The 20526-nt window shown below is 62.9% G+C and carries 20 protein-coding genes; 7 read left to right on the forward strand and 13 right to left on the reverse strand.

The genetic code is table 11. From position 1 onward, the window contains the following. Window positions 1-132 precede the first annotated feature (132 nt). Together B0G83_RS17950 and B0G83_RS17955 are read left to right on the forward strand one after the other, a co-directional pair. Window positions 133-756, forward strand: coding sequence for a trimeric intracellular cation channel family protein (locus B0G83_RS17950; RefSeq protein ID WP_105508721.1), 624 nt, complete (start codon window positions 133-135; stop codon window positions 754-756). A 25-nt stretch (window positions 757-781) separates the two neighbouring features. Next, window positions 782-2515 (forward strand): penicillin-binding protein 2, encoded by a 1734-nt coding sequence (locus B0G83_RS17955; protein ID WP_105508722.1) that lies wholly within the window; start codon window positions 782-784, stop codon window positions 2513-2515. A gap of 45 nt (window positions 2516-2560) precedes the next feature. Here B0G83_RS17955 and B0G83_RS17960 read toward each other — a convergent pair whose 3' ends face one another. Then, complete coding sequence (locus B0G83_RS17960; protein ID WP_105508723.1) at window positions 2561-3691, reverse strand: diguanylate cyclase; 1131 nt, start codon at window positions 3689-3691, stop codon at window positions 2561-2563. Window positions 3692-4030: 339 nt separating this feature from the next. Between B0G83_RS17960 and B0G83_RS17965 the strand changes: the two genes are divergently transcribed. The 3 genes from B0G83_RS17965 to B0G83_RS17970 all read left to right on the forward strand — a co-directional run bounded on the left by B0G83_RS17965 (window position 4031) and on the right by B0G83_RS17970 (window position 5026). Beyond that, on the forward strand, window positions 4031-4288 hold the full coding sequence (locus B0G83_RS17965; protein ID WP_035555897.1) for a DUF2866 domain-containing protein: 258 nt from the start codon (window positions 4031-4033) through the stop codon (window positions 4286-4288). Window positions 4289-4390: 102 nt separating this feature from the next. Then, a complete protein-coding gene (locus tag B0G83_RS39170) occupies window positions 4391-4513 on the forward strand; it encodes a hypothetical protein (protein ID WP_258167934.1) in 123 nt (40 codons plus the stop codon). Window positions 4514-4657: 144 nt separating this feature from the next. Next, window positions 4658-5026, forward strand: coding sequence for a hypothetical protein (locus B0G83_RS17970; protein WP_105508724.1), 369 nt, complete (start codon window positions 4658-4660; stop codon window positions 5024-5026). A 65-nt stretch (window positions 5027-5091) separates the two neighbouring features. Here B0G83_RS17970 and B0G83_RS17975 read toward each other — a convergent pair whose 3' ends face one another. Beyond that, entirely contained in the window at window positions 5092-5718 is a 627-nt protein-coding gene (locus B0G83_RS17975; RefSeq protein ID WP_105508725.1) for a LysE family translocator, read from the reverse strand. 318 nt (window positions 5719-6036) lie between these two features. Here B0G83_RS17975 and B0G83_RS17980 point away from each other — a divergent pair, with 318 nt between their 5' ends. Both B0G83_RS17980 and B0G83_RS17985 read left to right on the forward strand, forming a co-directional pair. Continuing rightward, window positions 6037-6618 (forward strand): YigZ family protein, encoded by a 582-nt coding sequence (locus B0G83_RS17980; RefSeq protein WP_105508726.1) that lies wholly within the window; start codon window positions 6037-6039, stop codon window positions 6616-6618. A gap of 341 nt (window positions 6619-6959) precedes the next feature. Next, the gene (locus tag B0G83_RS17985) at window positions 6960-7466 is read left to right on the forward strand and encodes a hypothetical protein (protein ID WP_105508937.1); all 507 of its coding nucleotides are present in this window, start codon (window positions 6960-6962) and stop codon (window positions 7464-7466) included. Here the strand turns inward: B0G83_RS17985 and B0G83_RS17990 are convergent. The 11 genes from B0G83_RS17990 to B0G83_RS18040 form a co-directional block, all read right to left on the reverse strand. Continuing rightward, window positions 7450-8220: a heparin lyase I family protein gene (locus B0G83_RS17990; RefSeq protein ID WP_181156941.1), complete on the reverse strand. Its 771-nt coding sequence runs from the start codon at window positions 8218-8220 to the stop codon at window positions 7450-7452. The genes B0G83_RS17985 and B0G83_RS17990 overlap by 17 nt on opposite strands. Window positions 8221-8248: 28 nt before the next feature. After that, entirely contained in the window at window positions 8249-8971 is a 723-nt protein-coding gene (locus tag B0G83_RS17995; protein ID WP_308701465.1) for a WecB/TagA/CpsF family glycosyltransferase, read from the reverse strand. Window positions 8972-9012: 41 nt separating this feature from the next. Then, window positions 9013-10080, reverse strand: a complete 1068-nt coding sequence (locus B0G83_RS18000) for a glycosyltransferase family 4 protein (RefSeq protein ID WP_146120256.1) — start codon at window positions 10078-10080, stop codon at window positions 9013-9015. After that, the gene (locus B0G83_RS18005; protein WP_105508730.1) at window positions 10047-11309 is read right to left on the reverse strand and encodes a hypothetical protein; all 1263 of its coding nucleotides are present in this window, start codon (window positions 11307-11309) and stop codon (window positions 10047-10049) included. Before B0G83_RS18005 ends, B0G83_RS18000 begins: the two co-directional genes overlap by 34 nt. Next, complete coding sequence (locus tag B0G83_RS18010) at window positions 11306-12577, reverse strand: hypothetical protein (RefSeq protein WP_105508731.1); 1272 nt, start codon at window positions 12575-12577, stop codon at window positions 11306-11308. The genes B0G83_RS18005 and B0G83_RS18010 overlap by 4 nt, the downstream gene beginning before the upstream one ends. A 47-nt stretch (window positions 12578-12624) precedes the next feature. Then, window positions 12625-13869: a UDP-N-acetyl-D-mannosamine dehydrogenase gene (gene wecC / locus B0G83_RS18015; RefSeq protein WP_105508938.1), complete on the reverse strand. Its 1245-nt coding sequence runs from the start codon at window positions 13867-13869 to the stop codon at window positions 12625-12627. Window positions 13870-13900: 31 nt separating this feature from the next. Then, on the reverse strand, window positions 13901-15046 hold the full coding sequence (gene wecB, locus B0G83_RS18020) for a non-hydrolyzing UDP-N-acetylglucosamine 2-epimerase (RefSeq protein WP_105508732.1): 1146 nt from the start codon (window positions 15044-15046) through the stop codon (window positions 13901-13903). A 26-nt stretch (window positions 15047-15072) separates the two neighbouring features. Then, entirely contained in the window at window positions 15073-17280 is a 2208-nt protein-coding gene (locus B0G83_RS18025; protein ID WP_105508733.1) for a polysaccharide biosynthesis tyrosine autokinase, read from the reverse strand. A 3-nt stretch (window positions 17281-17283) separates the two neighbouring features. Continuing rightward, window positions 17284-17721, reverse strand: a complete 438-nt coding sequence (locus B0G83_RS18030) for a low molecular weight protein-tyrosine-phosphatase (RefSeq protein ID WP_105508734.1) — start codon at window positions 17719-17721, stop codon at window positions 17284-17286. Then, entirely contained in the window at window positions 17718-18917 is a 1200-nt protein-coding gene (locus B0G83_RS18035) for a polysaccharide biosynthesis/export family protein (protein ID WP_374954925.1), read from the reverse strand. The genes B0G83_RS18030 and B0G83_RS18035 overlap by 4 nt, the downstream gene beginning before the upstream one ends. Before the next feature lie 129 nt (window positions 18918-19046). Next, the gene (locus B0G83_RS18040) at window positions 19047-20462 is read right to left on the reverse strand and encodes an undecaprenyl-phosphate glucose phosphotransferase (RefSeq protein WP_105508736.1); all 1416 of its coding nucleotides are present in this window, start codon (window positions 20460-20462) and stop codon (window positions 19047-19049) included. Window positions 20463-20526: the final 64 nt, after the last annotated feature.

Raw genomic sequence — 20526 nt, forward strand, 5'->3', positions numbered from 1 at the left:
TAGCGGAATTCGGCTTAAGCGATTTTCATCTTGACGGTCCGCTTACGATAATGGCCGCTTTCAACGCGCGCCAGGCCGCGACTCCTGCTAACGGAGCCGCCCTCGCGCCCCGCTCCGTCGAGACTCGCCGTCATGCTGCTCCACCTCCTCTACCTCATTGCGATCGTCGCCGAAGCCATGTCCGGCGCGCTGATGGGCATGCGCCGCGGCATGGACCGCTTCGGCCTGTGCCTCGTCGGCACCGTCACCGCGCTCGGCGGCGGCACGGTGCGCGACGTCCTGCTCGGCCACTATCCGCTTGCATGGATCTCGCATCCAGATTACGTTCTTATTACAATCGGGGCAGCGTCGGTGGCGGCGGCCTGCGCGAAGTGGCTGCGCAACTGGCAGTGGCTGTTCGTCACCGTCGACGCCATCGGCCTGATCGCCTTCACCGTGATCGGCTGCGACGTGGCCGCCACGCTGGACGTCAGCCCCGCGATCGTGGTGCTGGCCGGCGCGATCACCGGCGTGTGCGGGGGCATGTTGCGCGACCTGCTGTGCAACCAGATTCCGCTGGTGTTGCGTCAGGAGTTGTACGCCAGCATCGCGCTCGGCGCCGGCACGTTGTACGTGGCGTTGCAAAGTTGCGGCATGGAGCCGGGACCGGCCTCCGTCGCGGTGCTGTTGGGCGGCTTCGCGGTGCGCATGCTGGCCGTGCGGTTCCGCTGGCAACTGAAGGTGTTCACCGCCGCCGATTCGGGCGGCGCAAGTTAATCGAGCTGTACGTTATCCGCACCCCATGACCCAGAAGAAGAAGTCGCAGTCGCACGATCCCTACGCGCCGGTCGCGAAGAACCAACTGCTGGCCGCGCGCCTGCCGATGTGGCGCTCGAAGCTCGTCGTCGTGCTGATGTTCGCCGCGTTCGCGTCGCTGGCGGCCCGCGCGTTCTGGATTCAGGTGGTGAACCAGGATTTCTACGTCGATCAGGGGCAAAAACGCTATCAGCGCACCCTCGAACTCGACGCGACCCGCGGACGCATCGTCGATCGCAACGGCTCGATGCTCGCCGTCAGTCTCGCGACCTACGAAATCTGGGCCTCGCCCAAGCTGATCGACGAATCGGCGTTCGCGCCGCTGTCGAAACTGCTCGATCTACCGCCGGAGGAATTGCGCCGGCGTCTGGGCGGCGACAAGACCTTCGTGCTGCTCAAGCGTCAGGTGGATGCCGATACCGCCGGGCATCTGTCCAAGCTGGGCCTCGCCGGCATCACGCAGATCGCGGATTCGAAGCGCTTCTACCCCGAAGGCGAATCCGCGGCGCACGTGGTCGGCTTCACCGATATCGAGGACAACGGCCAGGAAGGCGTCGAGCTGGCCGCCAACGAGCAACTGCTCGGCGTGCCCGGCCAGCGCGAAGTAATCCGCGACCGGCTGGGCCGCGTCGTGTCCGAGACCCGGCCGCTGGTGCCGGCGCAAAACGGCGACACCATCCACCTGACGATCGACCGGCGCATTCAGCAACTCGCCTATGCGCAGTTGAAGGACGCCATCGCCAGAAATCACGCCGAGGCGGGCAGCGTGGTGGTGCTCGACGCGCGCAACGGCGAGATCCTCGCGCTGGCCAACTATCCGAGCTTCGATCCGAACGACCGCGCGCGTCTGACCGGGCGGCAACTGCGCAATCGCGCGGTGGTCGATACTTTCGAGCCGGGCTCGACGATCAAGCCGGTGGTCGTCGCGTTGTCGATCGACGAAGGCAAGGTGCGGCCGCAAAGCATCATCGACACCGCGCCCGGCTGGTACAAGATCGGGCCGGCCGTGATTCACGACACGTCGAACCACGGCGCGATGACGGTCGCGGAGGCGGTGCAGAAATCGAGCAATATCGCGCTCGCCAAACTCGCGCTGAATCTGCCGGCCGAAACGATCTGGAGCAAGTATCAGGAATACGGACTCGGTTTGCGGCCCGAACTCACGTTCCCCGGCGTGGCATCGGGCAAGGTGCGTCCGTACAAACGCTGGCGTCCGATCGAACAGGCGACCATGGCGTATGGCTATGGGCTGTCCACGTCGCTGCTGCAACTCGCTCAGGTCTACACCGCTTACGCCGGCGACGGCACGATGCATCGCGTCAGTCTGGTGCACGACAGCGCGAACGGGGCGGCGCAATCCGCCGACAAGGGCCACGCGGTCACCACGCCGGCTACCGCGCGTGCGATCCGTTCGATGCTGGAAATGGCCACCGGAATCGGCGGCACAGGCCGCGCGGCGACGGTGGCCGGTTACCGGATCGGCGGCAAGACCGGCACGGCGCGCAAACAGATCGGCGCGACCTACGCGAAAAACCGCTACCGCGCGCTGTTCGTCGGCATGGCGCCGATGAGCGACCCGCGCCTGGTCGTGGCCGTGATGATCGACGATCCGGCCGGCAAATCGTTTTATGGCGGGACGGTGGCCGGTCCGGTGTTCAGCGGCGTGACCGGCGGCGCACTGCAGTTGCTGGGCGTGCCGCCGGATGCGCCGGAGACTTGAGGGGCTTCGAGTGTTGACTTGGGCTCGGGCTCGGGCTCGCGTTGCTCAATCGCCCGCTTTTGCCAACGCCTCGATACGATTGCGGCCGTTGCGTTTGGCCTGATACATCGCGCGATCGGCTTCTTCCAACATCGCACGGCCGTACGTGATCGCTTCGGCCGGCGCACCGCTAATCGTGCGCGCCGCCACGCCGATCGACACGGTCAGCGCAATGCGGTCGCCGCGATCGTCCTGCAACGCGAGCCGTTCGACCGCGAGCCGCACACGCTCGGCGACGGTGAGTGCGTCGGCCCGATCGCCTTGCAGCAGCGCGGCGAATTCTTCGCCGCCATACCGCGCGACGGTGTCGCCCAGCCGCACCTGCTGACGCACGCAGGCCGCCACCGCGGCTAACGCGCGGTCGCCGGTCTGGTGGCCGTAGGTGTCGTTGATCCGCTTGAAACTGTCGATGTCGATGAACAGACACGCCACCGGCACGCTATACCGGGCCGCGCGCATGATCTCTTCGCGCAACCGTTCGTCGAAATAGCGGCGATTGGCAAGACCTGTCAGCGAATCGGTCATGCCGAGCTGCTTGAGCCGCTCGCGATGCGCGACATTGTCGAGACTCGCGGTCACGATGCTCGCGAAGCGCTCGAGAATATCGGTGGCCATGCCCTCGCCGAAACGCTCCGGGTCGTCGCTGCCGAGACACAGATAGCCGCTGACGGTGTCGCCCGCGGCGAGCGGCAGCAGAATCGCGCTGGCGGGTATGGTGCTGTCGTGCGTATGGCTGTCGTGCGTACGAACCTCGCCGAAGAATGCGCGGCACACGGCGTCATCCCGTTGCGCGGGTCTACCCAGCCAGGGCCGGCCTTCGTCGCACAGACCTTGCGCGGCGAGCCCGCCTTCGCGCGAAGTCTTCAAACCGGGTAGACCGAGTGCGCGCATAGCGCCCGGCTCTAGTAATTCGAGCAGCATCGGCGCACGGTCGTCGAGCCACAGCGTCACGCTGGCCAGCGAGAATTCCCGCGGCAGATGGCTGAACAAGGTGTCGAGAAAAGACGCGAAATCCTGCGCGCCGATCAAACGCAATTCGACATTCTGGAAACGACGCAGCGTGCGCTCGTTGTGCTGGACAGTATCGACGAGCGAGCGAAGGCGGTCGGAGAGCGGCGTTTGAGCGGAATTCGTCACGTTATCAATAAGGCGCGCCCGAAGGCCAAGCGGGGACCACGGCCCCAACCGCTTTAATAACGGCCGAATTCACGAGGTCTTGAGGGTGGGAATCGAGACGTACCGCGGTTGCGTGAGTTTCTACGTGCGTTTTCGCGCAGGTTCGCGCGCGGTTTCCCGAAGCTCCACATCGACTCGCCCGCGCTTTTCCACGCTCTTAAGTCTGGCTTAATTCTTTGCTGTAACTATGACTGCACAACATCCCCTGTTGAGCCGCCAGAACATCGGCGGCGCTTTTTCTCCGGGGTGTCGGGGACGCGCCGAAAGGCAGGCAGCAGGCCTGCGAAGAAGGAGTCAAACATGGTTGAAGACACGGTATTCGAGCATCTGCGTGCCCTACCTGGCAATGAATGGGTCCGGCAGATTCACTCGTGCAAGGTCTCTGATCCACTGCAGCCGCCTTGGGGACGTTCATACCGTCTCGTCGAATGGACCATGAAACACACACCTGAATCGAGTCGCCGGGTCGTGCCCGCCGAAAGCACGCCGTTCGAGATCGCTCAGGCTGTCGTCTCGCATGTGCCGGGGCGACGTTTCTGCCAGCATGGCGACGAATAAACGCTCGCGTTTCGAAGCGCATTGAATTACGCCGCATCACATTCGTTTATCGAACAAGCGGGGTCTTGCAATGCTTGACATTTCCCCGCCACGCTTCTGCCTATGATGGATGCTTCCGCCGACACGTTAGATGGTTACGCCATGAACTATCCGTACGACATCCTCACTGCCGCATGTCTGTTCATCATCGTCGTCTCGACGTCGATCATGCTCGCGTTGAGCTGAGTTGATCGAAACCGGCCGCGACGCGGCTTTTTTCGCGGCGACAAAGTGGCCAACGCGCGGCCGACACAACGCCGCCGCGCGCTACGCGCTTCCGTAAAAAGACGGGATATACTGTACATATATACAGTATTTTTCGTCTGAGCAATGCGCCTTCCTCCCTTCGATCCTCCCACGCTCGCCGAACTGCGAGCCTGGTGGCGTACGCGCGACGAACACGCCGTACAGCGGCTCATCCTCGAAATTCAACGTCAGCGGCTCACGCTGCTGGAGCTGCGTCTGCTGATCGATAGCGGCGTTCAGCAGGCACGTGCCGCAGATCGCACGCTGGTCGAACGCGGCGAACCGCTAATGACGCTACGCATCAGAATCGCCCAGGAAGTGCTGCGGGTCGGCGACATCGACGATACGCGGCGAACGAATCGCGCCGCGCAGGAAAAGGTCGCGGTTCACACCGAGGGGCAAATGGAATATGCGCGTGAGGGCCGCCTGAGACGGCAGCGCCGCAATATCTAGCACAACCCGCGGTGTCAACGTCCGCTTTGCACGCAAAGAGACGGACGTAACACCGCGCGATTACTTCAACGCGTTTGCGTGGCGACGCGCAGACCAAGCGAAATAAACAGCACGCCGATGATCTTGTTCTGCCAGCGGCTCAACCAGGTCAGCCGCTTGACGAGCTTGCCGAGCGGACGAATCGTCAACACGATCAGCGTCGTATAAAGCGCGCTCATGCCGACGAAAATGAGTCCGAGCGTGGTGAATTGCAAAAACGTGGAGCCGTGTTCGGGTCGCACGAATTGCGGCAAAAACGCGAGAAAAAACAGCGCGGTCTTGGGATTCAATACTTCGGCGGGAATGGCCTGAAAGAAGGCTTTTGAAGGCGACACCGGCGCGACCGTGGGTAAATGCGCCTGGGTCTGCTTCTCGCGCAAGGCACGAATGCCGAGATAAACGAGGTAGGCCGCGCCGGCGAATTTCACTGCGTTGAAGGCGAGTGCCGAGGTCATCAGCAGCGCCGAGAGTCCGACCGACGCGGCCAGCGTATGAACGAAATCGCCCGTGGCCACACCGAGGCCCGTGAGAATGCCGGCCTTGCGGCCACCATGCACGGTACGCGTCAACACCAGCAAGACCGCCGGACCGGGGATCAGAAAGAGCCCGAGTACAACGGCAACGAAAGTCCCTAACGTGGATAAGTCGAGCATGTCGTCTCCTTGATGGCGCGCCGGGTTCAATGTGCCAGCGCGCGTTCTGCGAAACATTGTAGACGAGTGTGTTCCGACGCTTCGCAAACCGCCCGACCCGACAACCGGTCTTTCGCGCAAAAGCGTCGACTCGATCTACCTGGTTGGCGCGCGTAAGCTTTGATACGCTCCGCCGTGAGGTTCTCTTTTCATCGCCCGTTCATGTCGGCGCCGCATCGAAGGAGCACGTCGTAGCCGGCCCAAGCGCAGCGCTGCGAATGCAGCGGATAATCGACCCAGGCAGCTGATTTAATTTGTTTTAATTCAACCTATATCAACGTGAGTCACACCCTTTCAACGTCCGTATTGTCGGAACTCGAGATCCGCAAGAGCCGCTTCATCGCGTACGCGATTCCGGTCGCCGATCGCGACGCCGCGATGGCTGAATTGCGTCGTCTGCGTGACGAGCATCCGGCCGCCACCCATGTGTGCTGGGCGCTGCTGGCCGGCGGCCAGTCCGGCATGTCGGACGACGGCGAGCCGTCCGGCACCGCGGGCCGGCCGATTCTCGAAGTGCTGCGGCATCACGATCTGGACGGCGTGCTGGCGGCCGTCGTGCGTTATTACGGCGGCGTGAAGCTCGGCGCGGGCGGTTTGGTACGAGCGTACACCGACGCGATCGCATCGGCTTTGCTGGACGCACCGCGCGTCGAACGCATCGCGCAGATCACGCTCACGGTCGAAGTGAGTTACGCCGACGAGGCGAAAGTGCGCCGCTGGATCGACGCCGAGGGCTATACGCTGACCGACACCGGGCACGCCATGCTGGTGAGGATGACGATCCGTCTGCCCGTCAACGCACTCGAAAACGCACGGCGGGCACTGGTGGATATGACGCAGGGCAAAGCCGGTTTCTTCTGAGCGCCCCAAACCCGCAGCGCGACCACGCCGCTACCCGCCTCGAATGCACCCGGACGATTCCCGTGTAGCAGCAGCGCTCTAATGACGCGATGTCGATCGGCGCGCCGCCTCGTTATGATGCCGCCGAAGGCACGGAGAATATGTCCGCGCCCGGCTCGCTGTTACCATGCTGCTCTGTACCGGATGACTTTTTCCAAAAGGCAAATCTTCTGACCTCGACCGCCGCTCATTCCAGCACAGCACCTGAGACGCCACGACGGAGCCTGCCGTCGCCCCGCTCACTGCGTTCGCCCCGCCGGTCCACCGTCCTCAAAGGCTGCGGCGTGATCGCGCTGCCGTTGATGCTGTCCGCCTGCTCCTGGTCCTGGTTCGGTCTGAATTGCGCGCCGCGCGCGAATACCGCGCATCCCACCGGCTCGTTGAGCGTGGCGCCGGCCCACGACTTCGCCTACATGGCGGCACGCAACGGCACGGTATCGCCGAACCGGATAGAAAACACCGCCATGACCGGCATCGTGCTCAAGGACGATATCAATGAGGCTGTGCACAACGGGATCGTGCGCAGCCTGCAGTTGTCCGGTTTTCATCTCGACTCGGGCAAACGCATTCTGAGCGGCAGCATCGAGAAATTCACGGTAGACGACGAACGCTCACCCGCCTCGTGGACGCTGAAAATGCACTACGTGGTCACCGACGCCGCAACCCGGAAAGTGGTGTTTTCAACCACCAAAACGGTCAGGCAAAAGTCGCCGAAATTCACCAGCAACACCATTGCGATCGAAGATACCGTGAAGCTGAGCATCGACGCGTTGATCGGCGACCCGGGCTTTGTCAAAAGCGTGAATTGAACGGAACACGCCTAGCTTCGCCACGCTCCACGATTTCCACGTTGCCGTAGTACATGGTGCGATCGCTGACATCGGAGGGCCGCGTTTTCCACCACCATTTGTAAATGCCGATCTTCAGATAAGCGCCCTTGTCGCCGGGATAGGCATTGGCCACACCGACGCTGTGCACCACGCGCACGCCATCCTTGTACAACTCCGTCAATGCATTCGTGCCTTCGTCGTCAGGACGATAGCGCAGGAACCAGTTCACGACCTTGCCGGCGTCGGCCGCGGGTGCGCCGAACGTGACCGACTGATTCGCCTCGCTTGCAGCGCCTCTCACATCGACCTGGTAATGATCGCCCGCAAGGATGAGCGCAAATGGCGGCGATCCGGTGAAGCCGCCTTGATGCAATTGCGTAATGATCTCCGGCTGCCGCGTGTCGAGTGGATAACCGGCTGGGATCATGGTGGACCACCGAACTTCGTATTCCTTGCCCACCGCAAAATGCACGACCGGCGCAAAGACAACTTCCGCGCGAGGCGTGCCGCTCGCCACACGAGAGAAATCTTCCGAGCGGCGCATCGTCGTTTTCAACGCGATACCGTTGAATTGCGGCATGGCGACGGTCGAAACGGAATCCTCCTCAGGGGCCTGAATCGTCAAGCGCGGATCGATGCCGTTACGCCACGCGCTGCGATATAGAACCGTGTATGCGCCGCTGTCTTGCGGCGTCGGCCGCGACGCACCGCACGCCGCCAATAGCACCCACATTCCGGCGACCGCGATCGTTCTATGTGCCTTATCCACCCGCCGACCCACCATTCAGGCGACGAAGCGTCATGGCAATACGCGCCTTGAGCAGCATCAGCGCGAACCGGCTGTTGGTGACGAAATAGCGCCTCCACATGCGGCGCGGTTCCTGCGTGACACGATAGGCCCATTCGAGACCATTGCGCTGCATCCAGTCCGGCGCACGACGCACCTTGCCGACGACGACGTCGAACGTACCGCCCACTCCCATCACGAAGTCGACCCCGAGATGCGACTTCCAGCGATTGATGAACATTTCTTTTTTCGGCGACGTGATCGCGACGAACAGCAATCGCGCGCCCGAGCGACGGATCATGTCCACGACCGCGGCTTCATCGTCCCAGAAGTAGCCGTGGTGATAGCCGACGATCCGCAGCCCGGCATAACGCGTTGAAACCGCCGCGGCCGCGCGCGTCACCACCGCGTCCGTTGCGCCGAGCAGGAACACCGGCAATGAACGTTGTGCCGACAGCCGTAACAGCCGCTCGAACAGATCGATCCCGGCCACGCGTTCGCGCACCGGCAGCCCCAACAGCCGTGCGCCCCACACCACGCCCATGCCGTCGATATTGACGATGTCGCACGCGCGCACCGAAGCCGCCAGTTCCGCGTCGGTCTGCAGATGGACTAGCTTTGCCACGTTGACCACGACGTGCTGCGTAAACTGCTTGCGTTCGATCCGCGCGCCGATCCAGTCGACGGTCTCGTTCATCGTTGCAATGTCCAAGGGACAGGAAAAGAGTTCGACGCGTTTCATGAGAGATCCTGCTGTTTCGAAGGGTGAGCCGAGTCAGTGGAGGTGACGGAAGACAAACGTTGCCGACCGCCGCGAACGTCGCCCGAAATCGCTCGATAGAGCCGGTCGATCCGCGCCGCCACGTCCGCTGAGAAATAGCCAAGCGACTTCAACCGTGCTCTTCCGTTTGAACGTATCGCGCGTTTCAGCACGTCGGCCGTGGCGCGCGCGAGCGTCGCCGCGTCACGGCCCTCGATCACCGCGCAGTTCGATACGCCCTGAAGCAAATGCCTGACGTCGCCCACATCGACAGACACGATGGGTAGATTGACCGCCATTGCTTCCTTGACCGACTGCGGCGAGCCTTCTCTTTCGGAGGTCATCAGGAGACAATCGGCCTGCAGAAGCAGGTCGCGTACCTCGCCGCGATTGAGGCCGTCGATATGCCGTTCCTCCACATCGCATCCCAACGAGCCCGACAACTGCGCCATAACCGCGCTGAAAAGCGGGTAGTCTTTCTCCGCTCTTTCCGGCGATGAAGGAAAGACCACGATTTTGCGGCGAGTCGCGGCTTTCCCGTAGTCGATCGGCTCCACGAATAGCGTCTCGTTGACGGCACAGGGAATGGTCGAGCAGCATCGTGAAATGCGGCTTACTCTCGTGGAGATCTCATCGCTCACGCCAATGCAAGCGTGCGCGAAACGTGCCGCGGCGAGCGATATCGCTTTGATCCAGCCGGGCCTCATGACGTCGGAACCGTGAAACGTCACCACGACTTTCGAGCGGGACAACAGTCTGACCAGCGGCGCGGAACAGGCGCTCAGCCCGAAGTGATAATGCACGACGTCGTACGCGTTACCCTTGACCCGTCCTGCCACACGAAAAAGAGACCCCAGGTACGCGAGCCGGCCGCGCCAGCCTTCGATCAGAAAAACGTCGACCTCATCGCCGTGCAGTTCACGCAACGCCAGGACCTGTTCGGTCACAAACACACCTTGAGTGGGTTGGGCTGCGTTGCGTCCGGCGTACATGTTCGTGACTACGAGAATCTTCATCGGCGCCTTTCGAAGTTTTGGCGTGAGCAAACCACGCCTGAACCATGTACTTTGTCGCCGGATCGCGAAAAGGCGTGCATGACGAGCAACGCCGAAAAAACATACGAAGGCGAGACAAAGGCCATTGAGAAGATGTTGTCGAAGCAGAACGCCAACACGACGAACAACCACGGCATGCCGACCCGTTGTCCCTGGCCATAGCGCAACACGAACCCTAGCCACACGAGTGCGCCCAGCAAGCCGATTTCGACGAAAAGGTGCGGATAGAAAGTGTCGGTTGTCTTCAGGATGCTGCCGAGCCCATACCAGTTGAAGTGGTAGTAGCCATAAAGCGGCGAACCGTACTTGACCGATGCGGGACCGCCGAACGAACCGAGCCCTTCCCCAAAAAAATTACCTTTGGCCAGCGACTCGAACATCACCCGGTAAGACTCCGCCCGCGCTGAATTGCCTTCGACGATATAGAACGAAATCTTGGCCGACGCCACGTTGAGCAGCGAGTCCAGATAGCCGTTGGCAATCACCCAGAGTGCCGCGCCTGCCGCCGCGCCGCCCATCAGCCAGACACGTGGGCTCACTTTCCTCGCGATCAGCGGATAAACCGCCAATGTCGCGAACATCTTGAACGAGAAGCCAAGCAGCGCGAACAGAACGAATAACCACGACAGGGCACGGGACCGCTCCGTCGGCTTGTACTGCCGGCACAGCAGGAACGCACAGAAGTTGATGAAACTGAACTCCGAGAAGAACCCCATCCAACCTTGAGCCCGCAGGAACAAACCCGAATCGATACGGATCGGCAACAGCACCGGCAGACCGGTGAGATACGCCAGATAGAAATAGCATTGAAATAGATCGTTACTGAGTACGACAACGAAAAATACCGTCAGAACCGTATCGATGCGGTCGCGATAGGCAAATAGCGCAACCGTGATAACGATTGGAAACAGAAAGCGGAGAAACTCTTCCATTCCCGCGTCGGCGTTGAACGAGCGCACGAGGCCGATCCAGAGCACGAACAGCAGCGGCGCGGCCAGCACGATCAAACGATGCAACCTCGGCCTGAGCGAAATCGCCAGCAACAGCAGGCAGAAAGCGAAAATCTTGACGAGTTGCGCGCGCTCGTCTTCGAGTGTGAGCATCGTGTCGCTGATGCAGAACACCAGATAAGCCAGCGCGACGCCCCACGCGCCGATTGAATGGAGCGTCAACGGCCGCCGTGTCGTGGCGCCGGACACGAACCCTCGCGTGGCGCTCATGATCGCGCCGCCTGCTTGATGGACACCGGGTGCATCCGGTCAAGCTCAGTACCGCCGCGCTGCATTGCGTATTGGCGGACCACCTCGGCTGCCTTGCCGCAGACAAGCCAGTTGCGAAGGCCTGTCACCGCAATGGCCGACACCAGCACAAGCAGAAATCCCACCTGGCCGCCTCGGCAGCTGCAAAGCGCGAAAAGCACGGCGAACGCCCCGGTGGTCGCCAGGTTGATCCTCGCGGTGTCGGCGCCTTTCTCGAACGCCATCATTACGCTGCTGCCGACCATGCCCATCATCCCGACCGCGCACTGCACCGCGAGCAGCAATCCGGCGACGATCGCGGCCGTGCGCTCGGCGCCGTCGGGCAGATGCCGAACCGTCATGCCGACGACCACGACCACATTGACCGCCAGCACCGCGCCGTTCGACCACCCGATGTTGCGGCGCATGTCACGCAGCGTGTCGTCGAACGGCAACCCCGCCGACTTGCACATCGCCAGCTCGGGCAATTGCGCGATCGAGATCGCGCGTGGCAACAGCATGCCGACCGCCGTCAGCGAAGCGAGCAACGACAACATACCCGCGAACGACGCACCGCACATCAGCGTTGCCGCCGGCACGAGAACCAGCGCCATACCACCGGACAGAAAGTTCGTCAGACCGAACTGCAGGCCTTTCATGTCGAACGCCCGCCACCACGCGCCGCGCGACGGCAGACCGATTGCCATGAACATACCGGCGGCAATAAGGCCAAGCGCGGCAGCCAATCCGAAAGACGGCGGCCATCCATTCCGTTGGCCCAGATACAGCAATAAGCTGGAGCCTGCGATTAGCGCCATGTCCCATAGAACCGCCGTCCGATAGCGCTTGTACGCGACAAGGTAATGGCGCGCGACCTGATATGCCGTCCATCCCCACAGCAGGGACACGAAGCCCGACATGTCGAATTGCAGCAGACCGGACAGCCCTAACGCGCTACTCGCCAACGTCACTGCCAGCGTTGTTACGACCGCCATTGCCGCGAGCGGATAGAACGCGTCGACGGCGGCCTGCTCGTCGGCCGCACCGGGCAGGCGCACCAGAATCAGCGTGGCCCAGCCGATCGCCGTGAAAAACCCGGCCATTTGCGCAACCGACATGGTCGAGGCGACCTGCCCCAATTCGGCCAGCGAGTAGATATGCTGCACGGCGAAGAACGTCACCACGCGATATAGCCCCGGCGAACCGGTGCATAAAAGCGCTTCGAACCGTTTGATCACGGCGTTACGCATGGCCCGATCCCGGCACCACCGCGCACCACTTTCGCCACGTCGGTCGCTTAACCATTCGCCAGCAATCCGCGCGTATCGATCACCACCTTCGCCTGCAATCGCACCGGATCGACGCGCTTGAACGGCGCATGATCGACCAGAACCAGAATCACGTCCGCCTCAGCAAGCGCGTCGTTCAGCTCGCAAAGACGAGCCTTGCCCTCCAGCACGCCCGGCAAGGTCCTGATGTTCGGTTCGACCACCAGCACCTGCCCGGCAAACCGCTCCGCCAACTCACGCGCGATTTCCAGCGCCGGACTCTCGCGCAGGTCGTCGATATTCGCCTTGAACGCCAACCCGAGGCAGGCAATGACCGGTTCCCTGAAACGCTTCGCCGCACGTTCGACCCGCTCGATCACGTAGCGCGGCTTGTCGTCGTTGACGTTGCGCGCGGCGCGGATCAGACGCGCCTGCTCCGGCGCCGAATCGACGATAAACCAGGGGTCCACCGCAATGCAGTGCCCGCCGACACCCGGTCCCGGTTGAAGAATACTGACGCGCGGATGGCGATTGGCCAGCCGGATCAACTCCCATACGTTGATATCGAGCTTGTCGCAAATGACCGACATTTCATTCGCAAACGCGATATTCACATCGCGAAACGAGTTCTCGGTGAGCTTGCACATTTCAGCGGTACGCGCGTCGGTCAGAATGCATTCGCCGCGGACGAAGCACTGGTACAGATCACGCGCCCGTTCGCCGCATTTCGGCGTCATGCCGCCGATCACGCGGTCGTTCTCGACCAGTTCGCGAAGCACATGCCCCGGCAGCACGCGCTCGGGACAGTGCGCGACGCGGATGTCCGAGTTTTCGCCGGCCTGCTGCGGGAAGGTCAGATCCGGACGAACTTCGGCCATCCATGCGGCCATCCGCTCGGTCGCGCCGACCGGCGAGGTCGACTCGAGCACCACCAGATCGCCCTTCTTCAGCACCGCTGCAATCGCGCGGCTCGCGGCTTCGATATAGCTGAGGTCGGGTTTATAGCCGTCGGCGAATGGCGTCGGCACTGCGACCAGAAATGCGTCGGCCGGCTCCGGCGTCGAGGTCGCGCGCAAATAGCCTTGCGTCACCGCCGCGTGCACCAGCATGTCCAACTCGGGCTCGACGATGTGAATCTCGCCGAGGTTGATCGTGTCGACCGCGTGCCGGTTGACGTCCACACCGATCACCTGCTTTCTGCGTGCCGCGAAAACCGCCGCCGTCGGCAATCCGATGTAGCCCAGGCCGACCACTGAGATGACGTCGAAACTCATTGCTTCTCTTCCTTCCATTTTTTGGTCTGTTTCATGCTGCGATCGCGTCGTTCCAGAACGTTGCGAGCGCATCGACAATGCGATCGCTAGCGTCGCCATTTCCATATGGGTTGCCGCCGCGCGTCATGGCGCGATAACGGTCGGCGTCGTTCAGCAATTGCGCGACGCCGTCGGCGATCCGCCCCGCGTGGGTGCCCACCAGCCGCACGACGCCTGCGTCGACCGCCTCCTGACGTTCGGTCGTTTCACGCATCACGAGCACCGGTTTGCCGAGCGATGGCGCTTCTTCCTGCACGCCACCCGAGTCGGTCAGAATCAGCGAGGCGCGGTCCATCAAGCGCACGAACGGCAGATAATCGAGCGGCTCCAGCAAATGGATATTCGCCACGCCGGTCAACAACCGGTTCACCGGCTCGCGCACGCCCGGATTCAGATGCACCGGGTACACGATGTCGACATCCGGATACGCGCGCGCGATCTGCAGCAGCGCGGCGCAAATCTGTTCGAAGCCCGAGCCGAAACTTTCGCGCCGATGCCCCGTCACCAGAATCACGCGCCGTTCACGCGCAAAACGCGGCAGCAACTGCTCCGCGGCACGACAGAGCGCGGGGTCCGTCGCGAGCCTGCCGCGCACCTGCAGCAACGCGTCGATGACGGTGTTGCCCGTCACCACGATCCGCTGCGCCGCGACGCCTTCCGCCAGCAGGTTGTCGCGCGCCCGTTCGGTCGGCGCGAAATGCAGCGAGGCCAGCACACCGGTTATCTTGCGGTTGGCCTCTTCGGGCCACGGCGACAACAGATTGCCGGTTCGCAAGCCTGCCTCGACATGACCGACCGGAATCCGCTGATAGAACGCCGCGAGCGTCGCGGCCAGCGTCGTCGTGGTGTCGCCGTGAACCAGCACCATGTCGGGCCGGCACGCGTTCAACACGTCGCGCATGCCGAGCATGATCGACGCGGTCACGTCATACAGATCCTGGCCGCGCTTCATCACGTTCAGATCGAAGTCCGGGCGAATGTCGAACAGGTCGAGCACCTGGTCGAGCATCTCGCGATGCTGGCCGGTCACGCACACGAGACACTCCACAGCGGCGGTCCGTTGCAGCCGCTTGACGAGCGGCGCCATCTTGATCGCTTCGGGGCGGGTGCCGAACGTCAGCAACACTCTTCTTCTCATCGATTCATCTCCAACGCGACGTGGGCTCAACCCGCCGTCTCCGGCATGCTGTGATAGGGGGAATAGGCGTAATCGGACGCACGTTGCGGCACGTCGCTCAGCACGATGCCGTCGACCGGCACGCCGGCCGCGCCGAGCAGCCGGGTGGTCTCGCGCAGTTCGGCGACGCTGTGGCGCGCATGACGCATCACCAGCAAGGTCGTGCCGGCGTGTTTGCCGATCAGCGCCGAGTCGGTCACCGCGAGCACCGGCGGCGTATCGAGAATCACGATGTCGTACGCTTTAGCCATCTGCTCGACGACAATGCCGAGGCGCTCGCCGAACAGCATTTCCGCCGGCATCGGCGTGCCGCCGCCGCGCGTCAGCACATCGAGGTTCGGCAACACCTCGCGGCACACCAGGCTATCGAGGCTCGCGCCGCCGATCATGTCCGGCAGCCCGCGTTCGCGCGGCAATCCGAAGTACTGATGCAGCTTGCCGCGCCGCATGTCGCCGTCGACGATCAGCACCCGCTTGCCCACGGACGCCAGCACCACGGCGAGATTGCTGGACAGGAACGACTTGCCGATGCTGGGCCGCGGCCCGGTGATCATCACGACGTTATTCGGCGCCTCGGCAAGCCGGAACTGCAGCGCCGTGCGCAAACTGCGCACGCCTTCGACAGCAATGTCGTCCGGCGCGGCCACCGCCAGAATGTGAGCGCCCGGTTCACTCCGGCTGGCGGCACGCTGCACGCGTAGTTGCCGCTCGCTGTGGGAGATGACCGCATAGACCGGGGCGTCGGCAATCTGCTCGATTTCAAGCGGGCTTTCGAGGCCATTCAGCAACGCGCGCCGTACCAGCGCGGCCGCCACGCCCGCCATCAAACCCAGCGCCGCGGCGGCCGCGATCACGATGGCCTGCTTCGGTTTCACCGGTTCTTCGGCCGTCACCGCGTAATCGACCACGCGCACGTTGCCCTGCTGCCCCGCCTTCATCACGCCTAGCTGCTGCGCGCTGTCCATCAGATTCGTGTAGAGACCCGAATTGATGTCGACTTCGCGCATCAACCGCACGGCCGATTGCTGCGTATCCGGCAGCGCGGCAACCTTCGCACCCAGTTCGGCCTGCCGACGCCGCAGACCGGCCAGTTGCGCGTCGATCGCGGTGACCGACGGATGCGACGGCGTGAAGCGTTGCAGCAATTCCAGGCGTTGCTGTTGCAGCGCGGACGTTTGCGTCTTGCCGTCGGCGATCGCCTGCAGCAACAGGCGGCCCTCCGCGTCGAGATCGACGGTGCCCTTGCGGTTGCGAAAGGTGTTGTAGCGCTGCTCCGCCTGCTCCAGGTCGCCCCTCAACTGCGGCAACTGATTGCCGAGGAAACCGAGCATCTGTTGCGCCTGAGCGGACTTCCAGCCGACGTTGCGGCGCACGTAACCACGTACGATCGCGTTGACCGTCGCCGCGGTACGCGCGCTGTCGTCGCCGTCGAGCCGGATCCCGATGACACCGGACTGCTTGGTCTTCTCGGCGACATCCAGGGCCTTTTGCAATAGCGCCGTGGTGAGTTGCGTCGACGCGCGGCTCAAGCGAAACTCGGTCCCCGCGCGCGCGACCACACCCTCCACTCGCAGGCGGACCGGTCCCGCCGGCGTCATGCCGTCCAGCACCTCGCCGACGCGCCCTTTCAAAACCGGATCGCCATGCGGGTCCAGCACCTGAAATTGCTGGCCGGCGCCGGCGATCAGCGTGAATTTTTTGTCGTAGAGGCTAGGCGGTACGTCGAATTGCGACACCTGCAGCGCCTCGCCGCCCCAGCCGAAGCGCGCCAATCCCCATATCGGCTCGGCCAGCGTGTCAGCGGACGCACTTCGCGCGATCCGTCGACCGATCAGCGGGAAATAGCGCGGCCTTGCATCGATATCGAGGTGCAGTTGACGCACCGCGTCGTCCACCACACCGCGCGAGCGGAGCAGTTCGATCTCGGCGTCGGCGCTCGCCTTGCCGTTGAACATCTGCGCGAGATCGCCCAGCTTGTCGTTAAGCGCGTCGTTGGCGTCGTCGACCTGGACCGTCGCGTCGGCTCGATACACCGGCGTGGCAAGAAAGGCATAGGCGACGCCGAGCGTGAGGATCGCCGCGGTAATCGTCGCGATCAGCCCACGGTTTTCGATCATCACGGACGTGACTTCGGACAGGTCGATTTCATCGTCGTGGCGAGCCGCGACGGGAACAGGGTTAGTGTGAATGCTCATGATTCAGTGCTGCAGCCCGGCAATCGCATCCAGCCAGCGCCGCACGCCCTGCTCGATCTGCGCCACCGCCATTTCAAAGGTGAATCGACCGCGTTGATACGGGTCGACGATATCTAGCCGATCGTGCTCGCCGAGGCGGTACACCTTGCCCCGCGCAAACGGAAAGACGCGTTCGATCGTCCCGCATTGCGCTCGCGTCATGGCCAGAATCAATTGCGCGCTACGCACCTGCGCCGACGTTAGCGGCGCCGCCACATGCGGGCGCAGATCGAGTCCCCGCTCGTCCATCAACGCCACGGCGAACGGCGCCGCGCGGCGACCCGCGAGCGCGCGCGTGCCGGCCGAGCGCGCGGGGATTTGCGGCAACGCCTTGTTCAGCAGAGCCGCCGCCATCGGGCTACGACACACGTTGCCTTCACACACCATCAGCACGCCGCTCATTTCGCGATCACTCCCGCGGTCAAACCGGAGCTGATCAACGGCATCAACAGCGTCAGCACACGGTTGAAGCGAACGAGGCCACTGCCGTCCACATACACGACGTCTTTCGGCTGCAAGTCGAAGTCTTTGGCGAGCAGCATCGCGACAGGCGAACGGCCGTCGAGATGGAACACTTGCGGTGTGCCCGTCGACGAACCACGAATCACGAACATCTGCGCGGCGTCGGCGGTCGAGGCGTTCACGCTGCCGGCTTGCGAGAGCGCGTCGGCCAGCGTGATAACACCGGTTCTGCGCGGCACGGCCGAGACCGGTTTGTTCACTTCGCCCATGACATACACGCCGTTTTCATCGCGCGGCATGACGCGCAGCACGTCGCCGGGATTCAGAAACAGCCGCGACGGGCTCACACCCTGTTCAAGCAACCGAGTCAGATTCACGCGATGCGATTGGCCGCCGCGCACCAGCACGAGGTCGCTTTGATCGGCCGTGTCGCTGAAGCCACCGGCGCGACTGAGGGCTTCGTACAGCGTCATGGGCACGTCGTTCACGGACAGCGCGCCTGGGCTATGCACTTCACCGTCCACATAAACCTGATGCGCCCGATAAGAAGCCATCCGCACAGTCACCTGCGGTTTGACGAAATATTTGCCGAGCGTAATGCTCAGGCGCTGCTGGATCTCGTCGGTGCGTAGACCCGCCACTTGCAGCGTGCCCGCGTACGGAAACGTCAGACTGCCGTTCTGATCGACGATGAAACCGGCAAGCGGATCACCGGGCCGCGCCGACGACTGGATCTGCGACGATCCGAGCGCGGCCGCGAATTCCGGATGATCCCAAACCACGATCTGCAGCACGTCGCCCGCACCGACCACGTATTCGCGCGGCGTGCCGGACAGCAGTTGCGACAGTTCGAGTTGTTGCTGCCGACGGCGTTGGGCCAATTGCGAGATCAGCGCCGCGTCGACTTCAGTGATCGCAATTTCTGGTGTGGCGGCCGTCGCGTCGATTTTCTCGCTCACTGCGGCCTGACTGTTTTCCCCCACGGATTGTGACGAATCGGTCGTATTCACAGCTGCCGCCGCCGAGGTCTGCATACGCATACCCGGCGCCACCGCGCATGCGCTGGTCAATAGCGTCACCGCGATTGTCAGCATCCCAAAGCGATAGCGGGACAGGTTCTTCTTTAAAGCAAACATCGTGTTCAACCTACTCCTCGAACGAGCGCGCCAAAGCGCGGCTCTCGCCCGCCACACCGTGGCAGGCTGATTCATGATCTGATGAGACGTAACCTCTACAGGCTCGGCAATGCCAAGTGCCGACGGGCGTCAATAAGCATTGCGATTCAGAAACCCCTTCACGATCGTCGCGACGACAATGCGCATGTCCAATCCGAACGACCAGTTGCGCAAGTAATACAGATCGTGCTCGACGCGCCCGCGCATTTTTTCGATTCGATCGGTCTCGCCGCGAAAGCCGTTAACTTGCGCCCAGCCCGTCATGCCCGGCTTGATCCGGTAGCGGTGGATATAACCGTCGACCAGACCGCGGTACTGATCGTCGTGCTCCAGGGCATGCGGTCTTGGGCCGACCACCGACATTTCCCCGCGCAGCACGTTGAAAAATTGCGGCAACTCGTCGAGGCTCGTGCGCCGCAAGAACGCGCCGACGCGCGTGATTCGCGAATCGCCACGCGTGGCCTGGCGAACCACACCGGGTTGCAGCGCGTGCGCGCGCATCGAACGGAACTTGTAGATGCGAAAGACGCGGCCGTCGGCGCCCTTGCGACGTTGTGTAAACAGCACCGGCCCTTTCGACGTCGTCTTCACGGCAATCGCGATCGGCAGCATCAGCGGCGCCAACGCGAGCAGTGCCACGGCGGCAAACAACCGGTCGAACAGCGCTTTCTGCAACCGCGCATAGGGCGTCATCGGCGAGGCCATCAGATTGATTGCCGGCGAGCCGAGCAGATCGACCACGTTGCGATCGAACATCACGAGACTGCGGACGTCAGGCAGAAAGCGCACATTGACGAGGTCGCCGCTGAACGCCGCCAGGACTCGCAACACCGTGTCTTCATCGGACATGGGCAGCGCAAGCCAGACCTCGTCGACCTGCTCGCGGCGCACCCAGTCCGCAAATTCATGCAACGGCCGGAACGCGGGCAAACCCCCGACATCCGGTTCGCTATCCGGCCAAGCGTTAAAGCTCGCCACGGCGCGAAAACCCGCCTCGGGCGCGGCCGCGATCTGCGCGATCACGCCGTCGCGATGAGCGCCGGCGCCCACCACGGCGACCGTACGCAGATTGCGGCCCGCACGCCGCATCCGGCCGAGCGCGGCATGCACCAGCAGCCGCGATACCACCAGACCGCAGGCCGTAAACGCCGTCCACGCCACGCACCAGAGTCGCGACAGCGACGCTGTGCGGTGCAGCAGAAACATGACCGTAAGGCCACACGCCTGAACCGCGATCCAGCCGAACACGATGCAGGCACTCAAGCGCCATTTCGAACGGCCGCGCCACGAGTCGTACACGCTGAACCACGGCAGCAGCAGGATTGCGATGGCCATGTCGAATGCCACGAACGACGTTTCGACAATCGAGTGACCCGACTCGGCGAGGCAAAGCAGCGAAGCCAGTGCCGCCCCCAGCGCGACCAGCATGACGTCGAGCAGGCGCGCGAGAGCGCTCTCCATATCGGCGAAATCTCGGCCTGTGGTTTGGTGAATCACTGTGTGCATTGCGCTGTCGAATACTTCGTTTTGCAGAGGGACTCGCATTCTGCCTTCGGGTTAGCAAGTTAGG

This window comes from Paraburkholderia sp. BL21I4N1, assembly GCF_002973525.1.
Taxonomy (GTDB): Bacteria; Pseudomonadota; Gammaproteobacteria; order Burkholderiales; family Burkholderiaceae; genus Paraburkholderia.